Annotated in this window: 11 protein-coding genes; 5 read left to right on the plus strand and 6 right to left on the minus strand. The window is 56.0% G+C overall.

Annotated features, from left to right (window positions below):
• Nucleotides 1–94: 94 nt before the first annotated feature.
• From hldE to WM46_RS16205, 3 genes are all read right to left on the minus strand, one after another.
• On the minus strand, nt 95–1,528 hold the full coding sequence (gene hldE, locus WM46_RS16195) for a bifunctional D-glycero-beta-D-manno-heptose-7-phosphate kinase/D-glycero-beta-D-manno-heptose 1-phosphate adenylyltransferase HldE (protein ID WP_061076266.1): 1,434 nt from the start codon (nt 1,526–1,528) through the stop codon (nt 95–97).
• A gap of 50 nt (nt 1,529–1,578) precedes the next feature.
• Complete coding sequence (gene glnE, locus WM46_RS16200) at nt 1,579–4,404, minus strand: bifunctional [glutamate--ammonia ligase]-adenylyl-L-tyrosine phosphorylase/[glutamate--ammonia-ligase] adenylyltransferase (protein WP_102602818.1); 2,826 nt, start codon at nt 4,402–4,404, stop codon at nt 1,579–1,581.
• 107 nt (nt 4,405–4,511) lie between these two features.
• Nucleotides 4,512–5,813: an inorganic triphosphatase gene (locus tag WM46_RS16205; RefSeq protein WP_102602819.1), complete on the minus strand. Its 1,302-nt coding sequence runs from the start codon at nt 5,811–5,813 to the stop codon at nt 4,512–4,514.
• A 241-nt stretch (nt 5,814–6,054) separates the two neighbouring features.
• Here WM46_RS16205 and WM46_RS16215 point away from each other — a divergent pair, with 241 nt between their 5' ends.
• Complete coding sequence (locus WM46_RS16215; RefSeq protein WP_042998183.1) at nt 6,055–6,675, plus strand: TIGR04211 family SH3 domain-containing protein; 621 nt, start codon at nt 6,055–6,057, stop codon at nt 6,673–6,675.
• 65 nt (nt 6,676–6,740) lie between these two features.
• Nucleotides 6,741–7,982: a multifunctional CCA addition/repair protein gene (locus WM46_RS16220; RefSeq protein WP_102602820.1), complete on the plus strand. Its 1,242-nt coding sequence runs from the start codon at nt 6,741–6,743 to the stop codon at nt 7,980–7,982.
• Nucleotides 7,983–8,029: 47 nt separating this feature from the next.
• Here the strand turns inward: WM46_RS16220 and bacA are convergent, their stop codons facing one another.
• Together bacA and folB are read right to left on the minus strand one after the other, a co-directional pair.
• The gene (gene bacA / locus WM46_RS16225) at nt 8,030–8,851 is read right to left on the minus strand and encodes an undecaprenyl-diphosphate phosphatase (protein WP_061076262.1); all 822 of its coding nucleotides are present in this window, start codon (nt 8,849–8,851) and stop codon (nt 8,030–8,032) included.
• A 316-nt stretch (nt 8,852–9,167) separates the two neighbouring features.
• Nucleotides 9,168–9,533, minus strand: coding sequence for a bifunctional dihydroneopterin aldolase/7,8-dihydroneopterin epimerase (gene folB, locus WM46_RS16230; RefSeq protein ID WP_102602821.1), 366 nt, complete (start codon nt 9,531–9,533; stop codon nt 9,168–9,170).
• 106 nt (nt 9,534–9,639) lie between these two features.
• Here folB and plsY point away from each other — a divergent pair, with 106 nt between their 5' ends.
• Complete coding sequence (gene plsY, locus WM46_RS16235) at nt 9,640–10,257, plus strand: glycerol-3-phosphate 1-O-acyltransferase PlsY (RefSeq protein WP_042998187.1); 618 nt, start codon at nt 9,640–9,642, stop codon at nt 10,255–10,257.
• 32 nt (nt 10,258–10,289) lie between these two features.
• Here plsY and WM46_RS16240 read toward each other — a convergent pair whose 3' ends face one another.
• Nucleotides 10,290–11,222: an L-tartrate utilization transcriptional activator TtdR gene (locus tag WM46_RS16240; protein WP_102602822.1), complete on the minus strand. Its 933-nt coding sequence runs from the start codon at nt 11,220–11,222 to the stop codon at nt 10,290–10,292.
• Nucleotides 11,223–11,433: 211 nt separating this feature from the next.
• Between WM46_RS16240 and ttdA the strand changes: the two genes are divergently transcribed.
• Entirely contained in the window at nt 11,434–12,345 is a 912-nt protein-coding gene (ttdA, locus tag WM46_RS16245; protein ID WP_102602823.1) for a L(+)-tartrate dehydratase subunit alpha, read from the plus strand.
• Entirely contained in the window at nt 12,342–12,947 is a 606-nt protein-coding gene (gene ttdB / locus WM46_RS16250; protein ID WP_102602824.1) for a L(+)-tartrate dehydratase subunit beta, read from the plus strand. Before ttdA ends, ttdB begins: the two co-directional genes overlap by 4 nt.
• Nucleotides 12,948–12,962: the final 15 nt, after the last annotated feature.

Genomic DNA, 12,962 nt, shown 5'->3' on the forward strand with positions numbered 1-12,962 from the left:
AGCAGGTTTGTACATATTGTGCGCAAATCAGTTGCCTGAGTTCACACTTTGGGAATACGGGTGATGCCCGATTTCCAGGCATCACCGCCAGCGGTTATTTATCGCTGTCTTTCTGGATTTTCTTGATGATATTGGTGGTGGAGCAACCGTCTTCAAAGTTGAGCACCAGCACTTCGCCGCCGTTGGCCCATACCTCTTCACTACCGGCAATCTCTTCCGGCTTATAGTCACCGCCTTTCACCAGCAGATCCGGTAATACGCCTGCAATCAGGCGCTGCGGCGTGTCCTCTTCAAAAGAGACCACCCAGTCAACGGATTCTAGCGCACCCAACACGATCATCCGCTGTTCGAGCGGATTCACCGGGCGCGTTTCCCCTTTCAGGCGTTTCGTCGAGGCATCACTGTTGACCGCGACAATTAAGCGATCGCCCAGCTTACGTGCGTTTGCGAGATAGGAGACGTGGCCGGCGTGCAGAATGTCAAACACCCCGTTGGTCATCACGACTTTCTCACCACGCTTACGGGCGCTGGCAACAGCCTGCTTCAGCTCGTCTTCGGTCATCACGCCAAAGCCGGTTTCCGCACGGCCGCGTACCGCGTTTTCCAGTTCGATAGGCGACACAGTGGAGGTCCCCAGCTTACCGACCACCACACCCGCCGCCGCATTGGCAAAGAAGCAGGCTTCTTCCAGCGAATTACCGGCTGCCAGCGTCGCCGCCAGCACGCCAATGACCGTGTCGCCCGCACCGGTTACGTCATACACTTCCTGCGCCTGCGTAGGCATATGCAGCGGAGCTTTGCCCGGTTGCAGCAGCGTCATCCCCTGCTCGGAGCGGGTGACCAGCAGCGCGGAAAGCTCAAAATCGGCGATCAGCTTCATGCCGCGTTCAACAATCTCTTCTTCGCTTTTGCATTTTCCTGCCACTGCTTCGAACTCAGAGAGGTTCGGCGTCAGCAGCGTCGCGCCGCGATAGCGGGCAAAATCAGTCCCTTTCGGGTCGATCAGCACCGGCACTCCGGCTTTACGCGCCAGCGCGATCATCTGCTGAACGCTGGCCAGCGCGCCTTTCGCATAGTCAGACAGCACCAGCGCCCCAATCGAGCTCAGCGCCTGGTTGATACGCTCATGCAGCGGCTGCGGATCCACGCCTTCAAAGCCTTCTTCGAAGTCGAGACGAATCAGTTGCTGGTTGCGTGAAAGCACGCGCAGTTTGGTGATAGTAGGATGGGTCGGGACAGAAACGAAGTCGCATTTCACGTTCACGTCCGCCAGCGTTTTACTGAGCGCGCGCGCGGCATCGTCGATACCGGTCAGTCCGACCAGGCGCGAATTTGCTCCCAGAGAGGCAATATTCATCGCCACGTTCGCCGCACCGCCTGGACGTTCTTCGATGGTATCGACTTTCACCACCGGTACCGGCGCTTCAGGTGAAATACGGCTGGTGGGCCCGTACCAGTAGCGATCCAGCATCACATCACCGACAACCAAGACTCCTGCACGTTCAAACTCTGGCAGCGTTACTTTCATTCCTGTCTCCTGAGAGATTCAAAATTTGCGCGCGATAATAGCACACTTCATCAGGCAACCAGCCACTTCTGCCAGCTCGCCCTCACCAGCGTACGTTCCGCCTCAAAACACGTTTGCGCCACATGGCCCGGCTGTTCCTGTAACGCCAGGTGATGCAGCTCATCGCGCAGCGTGGTATAGGCATGGGTCAATGCCATCGCCTCCTGCTCGTCCATAATGTCGTTTTGCGCTAACAGTTCCAGAATGCGCACATTATCCGACCAGCGGGTCAGTTTGGGTTTGTCATGGGCATACCGTAGCACCAGATATTGCGTGATAAACTCGATATCCGTAATACCGCCTTCATCGGCTTTAATATCAAAGCGATCGCGATGTTTATTGCCCAGATGCGCGCGCATTTTTTCGCGCATTTCACGCACCTCGTTCTGCAACGTTTTGCCATCGCGAGGCAGCGTCATAACATCGCGGCGTACCGTATCAAACTGCGAGGTCAGTTGCGGGTCGCCGTAAACCACTCGTGCGCGCACCAGCGCCTGATGCTCCCACGTCCAGGCCTCATTTTTCTGATAATCCGCAAAGGACTCAGTGGAGGTCACCAGCATCCCCGCCGCCCCTGACGGACGCAACCGGGCATCCACTTCATACAGAATGCCTGAGGAGGTACGGGTACTGAACAGATGCATAATGCGCTGCGCCAGTCGCAGGTAGAACTGCCGCCCGTCAATTTCCCGCTCGCCGTCGGTCATCACGTCAACGGGGCAGTCATGGAGGAAGATCAAATCGAGATCGGAGCTGTAGCCCAATTCCCAACCGCCCAGCTTGCCGTAGCCCACCACCGCAAAACCGCGCCCTTCTCGCTCGGCAAGATGCGTCGGCTGGCCGTAGCGCGCCACCATTTGCAGCCACGCCTGTTGCACAACGGCATCAATCATCGCCTCCGCCAGCCAGGTCAGGTGGTCACTGACTTTCATCACTGGCAACGTACCGGCGATATCCGCGGCGGCAATGCGCAGCAGCTGCGTTTGTTTGAACTGGCGCAGGGCTTCCAGCTGTTGTTCTTCATCGTCTTCCGGGACGCGCAGCAGATACTGGCGCAGCTCATCACGATACGCGTCGGTCGCCGTCGGCTGATAGAGCGTATTCGGATCGAGCAGTTCATCGAGCAGCAGCGGATAGCGCGCCAACTGACTGGCGACCATCGGCGACGCCGCGCAAAGCGAAATCAGATGCTTCAGCGCGCCGGGGAATTCACTCAACAGCTCCAGATAGGTGGTGCGGGTGACAATCCCCACCAGCAGCGGCGTAATGCGCGACAGCGGGAGAGAAGCGTCCTGCCGCGTGCAGACATCACTCAGCAGGTGCGGCATCAGATGGTCGAGCACCTGGCGCCCACGCGGGCCTATCGTGCGTTTATCCAGCTCTTTACGGAAATCGGCAATCAACGCCAGCACGCGCAGGCGATCGTCATCCGCGAGATGCGACAGCACCGGCGGCGTGTCATCTTCCTGCAAGGCGTCCTGCCACAGCTCGCGCCACTGTTCCGAGAGCGCATCTTCCTGCGTATCGGTTTCGTCATCGCCGATCAGCTCGTTAAACACGCGCCGGACGTTCGCCATGTGCCCCTCAAGCGTTTCCGTCAGTTGCGACCAGTTATCTGCATTCATTCCCCAGGCCAACCGCGCCCGGTTAAGTTCATCGCCCGGCAACGTCTGGGTTTGTTCATCATTAATGCTTTGCAGCAGGTTTTCCAGACGGCGCAGGAAGAGGTAGGCCTGTCGCAACTGTTCGGCATCGTTTTCCGGCAGCAAATGCAGTGCGGCGATCGCGCTTAACGTCGGCAGCAGAGAACGAGATTGCAGCGACGGCTCACGCCCGCCGCGAATCAACTGAAATACCTGCACAATAAATTCGATTTCGCGAATGCCGCCCGCGCCGAGCTTGATGTTATCTTTCAGCCCCCGGCGACGAACTTCACGCGCAATCATCCCCTTCATATTGCGCAGCGACTGGATCACACTGAAGTCGATGTAACGGCGGAAAACGAACGGGCGCAGCATGGCGCGCAGTTCATCGACATAACGACCGTCGGTATCGCCCATGATCCGCGCCTTGACCATTGCGTAGCGCTCCCAGTCGCGCCCTTGCTCCTGGTAATAGTCTTCCAGCGCTGCAAAACTCAGCACCAGCGGGCCGCTGTCGCCAAACGGACGCAGCCGCATGTCCACCCGATAGACAAAGCCATCCTGGGTAGGCTGATCCAGAACCTTGATCAGCCGCTGTCCCATGCGAGTAAAAAACTGCGCGTTGTCGAGTTCGCGGCGTCCCCCCTGGGTAGAGCCGTGCTCAGGCCAGGCAAAGATCAGATCGATATCCGAGGAAAAATTCAGCTCGCCGCCGCCCAGTTTGCCCATGCCTAAAATCAGTAGCGGCTGTGGGATACCTTCCTGACTGCACGGCGTTCCCCATTCACGACAGCAGGCGTCGTACAGCCAGTCGCGCGCGCTGACAATCAGCGTTTCGGCCAGATGGCTTAACTGTTGCAGAATGTCGGTATCGTCCACCAGCGACAGCGCCTGCGCCCAGGCAATGCGCACCATCACGCGGCGGCGAAACAGACGCAGTTCATGCATCAACGCCGCTTCATCGTTCACCGTTGCCAGCGCTGTCTGTAACCACTCACCGTACTGTTGCCATTCATCAGCCTGCGGCGGCGCGCTTTCCAGCTCCGCCAGCCAGTGCGGATGCGCAATCACGCTGTCCTGCACAAAGTCGCTGAATGTAAGTACTGACTTCGCTTGTACACCCGAAGCGAATTCAGGCAACTGCTCTGCTATGGTTTGCCAGTACTGCTGTAACAGTGAAGAGAGCGGCTTCATTAAAAGGTTCCTTGTAACGTTGCCGGATAGCGGCATTCCGCCTTATCCGGCCTACAAAACATGTCGATCCGTAGGCCTGATAAGCGCAGCGCCATCAGGCACTCCAGTTATCGTTTCCCGCTGTGCAACCAGAACGGGTCCTGGTTGTTCGCCTCATTGCGGAAATGTTCAATTTCAATATGTTGACCGGTGGTAATGGCGTGAAGCAGCCCTTGCCAGTTCTCCAGCCAGGCCTGAACCACCGTCGCATCGTAATACCCTGCCAGCAGCAAAACGGTGTCGATATCACGGCGTAAGCGCGGCAACTGATCGCGATACTGGTCCCCCAGCGGGTGCCCAAAGACGCTTTTCAGCTCAGCGGCGGTACGCGAAAGATGGATATCGGCGAAGCGCTTGAAAGAGTCCGTCATTTTGGCCTGCGCCTTTGCGTCCAGAAACGGCTGCCAGGCTTTGGTCACCAGCCACTCGGTCAACGCCAGTTTTGCCATTGCCGTTTGAGTGGTGTAAACCGCCGTCTCCGCAGAAACCGCGGAAGCAATGGTTGCTTCCGACTGGGTTAACAGATCGCGTAAGTGAGCGCTCGCTTTACGCGGAACAATACCGCCAAACAACATCAGGGCGTGACGCACCAGACCCATCGCGGCCAGCACATCCGCCTTCGCGGCCTTATTGCCGCGAATCCAGAGTTCTTCGTGGTACTGCCATTGTGCCAGCGCCAGCTCCAGAGCGGCTTCCAGCCCGTGTTCCACGCTGGCTTTCGCGGGCGCTTTCAGCACCGCTGTCGGTTTGATCTCGCGTGGAGGATTCCCCTGCGCCAGATGATATCCACGCGCCGCTTTACTCAGGCTGCCCTGGCGCAGCCCCGCCTGGTTCACCAGCTGATTTGCCAGCTTCAGGACCGCCCGGGTGTCGCCGCTCAGCAGTTCAAGCTCCAGCTCACAAATCGGCTCCGCCAGTTCACCCGCTTTCACTTCGCCTAAATCGAGGGCGATCTCAATCTGGCTGCCATCCACCGTCAGCAGCCATTTTTCACGTTCAAAATCGGTGCTGAACAGCGGCTGCACGCGGGAGATAAGATCGGCAGGTCGCTCACCGTTTGGCCACACCTCCGGCGGAAATTGCGTTAAATCCAGCGTGGGCTCGCTCAGGGGGACATTGTATTCTGGTCGCTGGTGTAAACCGCCGGTCACTCGCCCGGCAATTTTCATGGTCATCTCATAGCGACCTTTCTCCCCACGAATACGCAGTCCCATGTCGTGACCACGCAACCACTTATCCTCGGTCTCGTAGTAAATATTCAACAACGGGCTGGGCGCATGATGCTCGCCTCCGAGCGTATTCAGATGGTCACGCAGCGCGTTCACGGCATCGTGATTAACGATAAATTTTAATTCAATTTCCTGAGCCATGGCCTTGTACTTACCGGTTATGTCACATAAGAGAGAATCACGACGAACTTACGGTGATCTTTTTTGTCAGTAGATAGTATTTTGCGCCAAATTGCCATGCAACGAGCAATTTGACGGGCGTAAAAGTTTTGAAGTAGCGGTAAACCGGACACAGATGATTCCGATTGATGTCGAATGCTTTGCGTAGAGACACTGATACCACTACTATCGTTCCACTTTCTATGACAATAACGACAGCCTGATGCCAAAATTACGCCTGATTGGATTTATGTTACTCGCACTTAGCGCTACTGCCGTGTCACACGCCGAAGAAAAGCGCTATGTCTCTGATGAACTGAACACCTGGGTCCGCAGTGGTCCGGGGGATAATTATCGCCTCGTTGGCACGGTCAACGCGGGCGAAGAAGTCACACTGTTACAAACTGACGCCAACACGAACTACGCGCAGGTTAAAGACAGCACCGGGCGGACGGCCTGGATCCCGATGAAAGAGCTGAACAGCACGCCCAGCCTGCGCACCCGCGTGCCGGATCTGGAAAATCAGGTCAAAACGCTGACCGATAAGCTCAACAATATCGACACCACCTGGAATCAACGCACGGCTGACATGCAGCAGAAAGTGTCGCAGAGCGACAGCGTGATCAACGGGCTGAAAGAAGAGAATCAAAAGTTGAAGAACGAGCTGATTGTAGCGCAGAAGAAGGTCAGCGCCGCAAATTTGCAGCTTGATGATAAGCAACGCACCATCATCATGCAGTGGTTTATGTATGGCGGCGGCGTGCTGGGACTCGGCCTGCTTCTCGGTTTGATCCTGCCGCACATGATCCCAAGCCGGAAACGCAAAGACCGCTGGATGAACTAAATCGCCTTCTCCGCCACACTGTCATATGATTAAGGGATTGTATTTCCCTGGAGAGGTGGTGTGGCGTGAAGATTTATCTGGTCGGTGGTGCGGTTCGGGATACGCTGTTAGGGCTACCGGTTAAAGATAAAGATTGGGTGGTGGTTGGTGCTACACCGCAACAAATGCTCAACGCGGGCTACCAGCAGGTAGGTCGCGATTTTCCTGTTTTTCTCCATCCGCAAACCCACGAAGAGTACGCCCTGGCGCGTACCGAGCGTAAGTCCGGCTCGGGGTATACCGGATTCACCTGTTATGCTGCACCGGACGTCACGCTGGAAGACGATCTCCAGCGCCGTGACCTGACCATTAACGCCCTCGCGCAGGATGATGACGGTGAGATCGTCGATCCCTATCACGGTCGCCGCGATCTGGAGCAACGCCTGCTGCGCCATGTTTCGCCGGCCTTTAATGAAGATCCGCTGCGCGTACTGCGCGTGGCGCGCTTTGCCGCCCGCTATGCGCATCTGAGCTTCCGCATTGCTGACGAAACCATGGCGCTGATGCGCGAAATGACGCACGCCGGTGAACTGGAACACCTGACGGCAGAGCGTGTGTGGAAAGAGACCGAGAACGCGTTAACCACGCGTAACCCGCAGGTCTATTTCCAGGTCTTACGCGACTGCGGCGCGCTACGCGTGTTGTTCCCGGAGGTCGATGCGCTGTTTGGCGTCCCGGCGCCGGCGAAGTGGCATCCGGAAATCGATACCGGGATTCATACCCTGATGACGCTGTCGATGGCGGCGCTGCTCAGCCCAGAAGTTGACGTGCGTTTTGCCACGCTGTGCCACGATCTCGGCAAAGGCCTGACGCCGCCGGAGCTCTGGCCGCGTCACCACGGGCACGGCCCGGCGGGCGTCAGACTGGTTGAGCAATTATGCCAGCGCCTGCGCGTACCGAATGACATTCGAGACTTAGCCAAACTGGTGGCGGAGTTCCACGATCTCATCCATACCTTCCCGATACTGCAACCTAAAACCATCGTAAAACTGTTTGATTCGATCGATGCCTGGCGCAAACCGCAGCGCGTGGAGCAGATTGCGCTCACCAGCGAAGCTGACGTACGCGGACGGACGGGGTTTGAAGCCGCGGATTATCCGCAGGGACGTTTACTGCGTGAAGCGTGGGAAGTCGCGCAGTCGGTGCCCACCAAAGACGTTGTCGAGGCCGGATTTAAAGGTATTGAGATTCGCGAGGAGTTGACCCGACGCCGGATTGCGGCGCTTTCCCACTGGAAAGAAACCCGTTTCCCGAAGGCGGTCAGTTAAGGTGTGAATGCCGGATGGCGCTGCGCCTATCCGGCATGATCGGTCTGTCAGAAAAACACCACGTAAACCGCCGCGGCGACAATAAAGCGATAGATCGCGAACGGAATGAACGAGATCCGCTTAATCAACTGCAGGAAGGTTTTGATGGCGACCAGTGCAACCACGAAGGCGGTAATAAAACCGACGGCAAACATGGGGATATCGGCGGCTGTCAGGAACGACCAGCTTTTGTAGAGATCCAGTGCAGTGGCGCCCATCATCATCGGTACGGCCAGCAGGAACGAAAATTCAGACGCCGCATAACGGCTCACGCCCATCAGCATCCCGCCGGAAATGGTCGCCCCGGAGCGGGAGAAACCCGGCCACAGCGCCAGACACTGGAAGCAGCCAATCATGAACGCCTGACGGTAAGTCATGTCATCCAGACCCGGCGCACGTGGTTCTTTCGGCTTCAGACACTCTGCGGCGATCAGCAGTAAACCGCCTACCACCAGCGCATACATCACATTAACCGGGTTAAACAGCGATTTGATCGTATCGTGGAAGACCAGCCCCAGCACCACCGCCGGGATCATCCCCAACAGAATGTGGATCAGCGTTAAACGGCCTTTACTTTCCCCTTCACGCTGCAACGGACGACCAAAGTGAATGCCGATCAGGCCAAACAGGCGCCGCCAGAACATGACTACCACCGCGAGAATGGACCCTAACTGGATCACCACTTCAAACGTCTTTGCCGTGTCACCCTCAAATCCCAGCAGATGGCCCACAATGATCATGTGCCCGGTGCTGGAAACAGGTAAAAACTCCGTCAATCCTTCGACCACACCCAAAATTGCCGCAATCAGCAGCGAGTGCATATCGCTCATCAATAAACCCCTAAATAGAAAAATCTACAGCACAAAAAGATCCCGATTTTTACCCTAAATAATTCGAGTTGCGGGCCCCGAAGGGGCGAAGCCGAAGGCTGAGTCACGCAGCAAGGGAGTGACAAATTCGTCGGGAACGAATTTGACCAGCCGCAGGCTGACTTTCGGTGAGAGACATCCTGTCTCTCATTAATCCCCAGGAGCTTACATCAGTAAGTGACTGGGGTGAACGAGTGCAGCCAACGCACATGCAACCTGAAGTCTGACGGGTATAGGACTCTTTTATATCCGTTTGGTTTAACAAATATGAAGATAATTATTTTTCTTTCAGATTATTGCTACGCTCAATGATTACGCCCACATTGGCCGCGCGCGCCACCGCACCGGGCTTACTGAGTTTGATGCGCACCCACGGCGAGTTAAAGCGTGTGATCAGCAGTTCGGCCACCTCTTCGGCAACGCGCTCCACCAGCGCAAAACGTCCGCCCTCGACGTGGTTAACGATCGTCTCGGCGATATCCGCGTAGCTCAGGCAGTCGGCGACATCGTCACTTTTTGCTGATTTTCGGTTATCCCATGCCATTTCGATATCGAACACCAGCTTCTGTTCGATCGTCTGTTCCCAGTCGTAAACACCAATAGTGGTGATTACCGAAAGTTGCTCTATAAATACAATATCCATCACGACCTGCCTGCTTTTTGGCTAACCCGGATACCACTTCCGGCGAAATATGCGTATTATCCACAGAAGTAGCGTTTTACACGACATTTTCAAAACGGAACAGCTTATGAGTGCAATCGCGCCTGGAATGATCCTCTTCGCGTACCTCTGCGGCTCCATTTCCAGTGCCATTCTGGTCTGCCGCATTGCTGGCTTGCCCGACCCGCGTAGCAGCGGCTCCGGCAACCCTGGCGCGACCAATGTGTTACGAATCGGTGGCAAGGGAGCAGCCGCAGCGGTCCTGATTTTCGACGTCCTGAAAGGGATGTTGCCCGTCTGGGGCGCGTATGCGCTGGGCGTTAGCCCGTTCTGGCTGGGTCTTATCGCCATCGCCGCCTGTCTGGGGCATATCTGGCCAGTCTTTTTCGGTTTCAAAGGTGGGAAAGGCGTGGCGACAGCCTTTGGCGCTATCGCGCCTATCGGTTGGGATCTCACCGGCGTGATGGCGGGCACCTGGTTGCTCACCGTCCTGTTGAGTGGTTATTCATCGCTGGGGGCGATCGTCAGCGCGCTGATTGCCCCGTTCTATGTCTGGTGGTTCAAACCGCAGTTCACTTTCCCGGTCTCCATGCTGTCGTGCCTGATTTTGCTGCGCCATCATGACAACATCCAGCGCCTGTGGCGCCGCCAGGAGACGAAGATCTGGACCAAACTGCGCAAAAGACGCGAAAAAGATCCCGAGTAACGCTGGCCGGAAATGGCGTTGTCCAGTCCGGCCTACAGCACCTGATAGCCTTCGTCCGGCTTGCCTAAGCGCTGCTGGCACCATGCCGCCAGAAACTCCACGCAGACTCCGAGCTTCACGCTGCGGTACAGTGGTTCCTGATAGACCGCCCAGATGTTGGCGCTCTGCGCATATTCCGGCAACACCCGCACCAGCTTGCCGCTCGCCAGAAACGGCTGCACATCCCACTCTGAACGCAGCATGATGCCTTTGCCTTCCAGCGCCCATTGCAGAACGACTTCACCGCTGTTGGAAGAGAGATGCCCGCTCACTTTGACCGATTTTTTCGTCGTGCCATTTCCCAGTTCCCATATTCCGTGCGTCATATCACGCTCTTTTGTCACCAGACAATCGTGGTGACTTAATTCCTGCAAGGTTTTGGGTTCAGGATATTTTTGTAAATATCCTGGGGAGGCACACAATATTCTTTTATTCTTTGTTAACAAATGCGCAATATAATAATCCGGGATCTCATCGTTAATACGAATATCGAGATCGATATTATCCTGAACCAAATCAATTTGCCGATCGAAGAGTTCAAAATGGACCTGTAACTCAGGATAATTGCGCATCAGTTCGGTAATCGCGGGCGCAATATGACTGCGGCCAAATCCGAAACTACAACCAATACGAATCATCCCTTCCGGGCGCGTTTTGATTTGCGTCACGTCGTCGATCAGGCGCTGATATTGCGTCAGGATCACCAGCGCCTGTTCGTAACAGCGCTGACCGCTTTCCGTCAGCGCCACGCCGCGCGCCGAGCGGTTAAGCAGCGTGGTGGCAAGCGTGGTTTCCAGAATCTGGATCCGCTTTGTCACAAAGGCCGGCGTTTGTCCGAGGGCACATGCCGCGGCGCTAAAGCTGCCCGTATGGACGATTTCCACCAGCACCTGAAGGTCTTTGGCTAAGGGCCAGTTTTTGAGCATTTTTCGGGTTATCCATGAAATTGATACCTGAAGTGTAATTCGCAATCTCAGGTTAATCTCTGCCCTTGCTCAATTTTCATCATCTTTCTTCAGCATCATTCACGAACTGTTAATTGCATATACACAGTGGCAAATAATATAAAACCACACATTCAGTGGTAGTTTGTGAGGGAGAATTTATTTCCAGACAAATAAAAGAACTGGAGTTGACATGATGAGCAATCAAAATAATCAAAATGCGGTTAATACGCTGACGGAAATAGTCGCCAATTTTACCGCCATGATTTCCACGCGCATGCCCGACGATGTGGTGGACAAATTAAAACAGCTACGTGATGCCGAAACCTCAAAGATGGGGCAAATCATCTACCACACAATGTTCGACAACATGCAGAAGGCTATCGATCTTAACCGTCCGGCCTGCCAGGACACCGGTGAGATCATGTTCTTCGTGAAGGTGGGTTCCCGTTTCCCGCTGTTGGGTGAGTTGCAAAGCATTCTCAAGCAAGCGGTGGAAGACGCCACGGTGAAAGCGCCGCTGCGTCACAATGCGGTAGAAATTTTTGACGAAGTGAATACCGGTAAAAACACCGGTAGCGGCGTACCGTGGGTGACGTGGGACATCATCCCTGATGGCGAAGACGCGGAAATTGAAGTCTACATGGCCGGTGGCGGCTGCACGTTGCCGGGGCGATCCAAAGTGCTGATGCCTTCCGAAGGCTACGAAGGCGTTGTGAAATTCGTCTTTGAAAACATCTCGACGCTTGCCGTCAACGCTTGCCCGCCGGTGCTGGTCGGCGTGGGGATCGCCACCTCGGTTGAAACCGCCGCCGTGCTGTCGCGTAAAGCAGTGCTGCGTCCGATCGGCACCCGCCACCCGAATCCCAAAGCGGCAGAGCTCGAACTGCGTCTGGAAGAGGGGCTGAACCGGCTGGGCATTGGTCCGCAGGGACTGACTGGCAACAGTTCCGTGATAGGCGTGCATATCGAATCCGCCGCGCGTCACCCGTCAACCATTGGCGTCGCCGTCTCCACCGGCTGCTGGGCGCACCGTCGCGGTACGCTGCTGGTCCATTCTGACCTCTCCTTCGAAAACCTGTCTCACACCCGGAGCGCGTTATGAAAAAGATCCTCACAACCCCGATCAAAGCCGAAGACCTGGAAGACATCCGCGTTGGCGATGTGATCTATCTGACCGGAACGCTGGTGACCTGCCGCGACGTCTGCCACCGCCGCCTGATCGAACTGAAGCGCCCGATCCCCTACGACCTCAACGGCAAAGCGATTTTCCATGCCGGACCGATCGTGCGTAAGAACGGTGAAAAATGGGAGATGGTCTCCGTCGGCCCGACCACCAGCATGCGTATGGAAGCCTTTGAAAAAGAGTTCATTGAGCAAACGGGCGTCAAACTGGTGGTGGGTAAAGGCGGCATGGGGCCGTTAACGGAAGAAGGTTGCCAGAAATTCAAGGCGCTGCACGTGATCTTCCCGGCAGGATGCGCGGTGCTGGCAGCCACTCAGGTGGAAGAGATCGAAGAAGTGCACTGGATGGAGCTCGGTATGCCGGAATCGCTGTGGGTTTGCCGGGTGAAAGAGTTCGGTCCGCTGATTGTCTCTATCGACACCCACGGCAACAACCTGATTGCCGAAAACAAAAAACAGTTCGCCGAACGTCGCGGTCCCATCATCGACGAAATCTGCGAACACGTGCATTACATCAAATAACCCTTCCGGAGAGGC

The sequence above is a fragment of the Citrobacter freundii complex sp. CFNIH2 genome, assembly GCF_002880615.1.
Taxonomy (GTDB): Bacteria; Pseudomonadota; Gammaproteobacteria; order Enterobacterales; family Enterobacteriaceae; genus Citrobacter_A; species Citrobacter_A amalonaticus_F.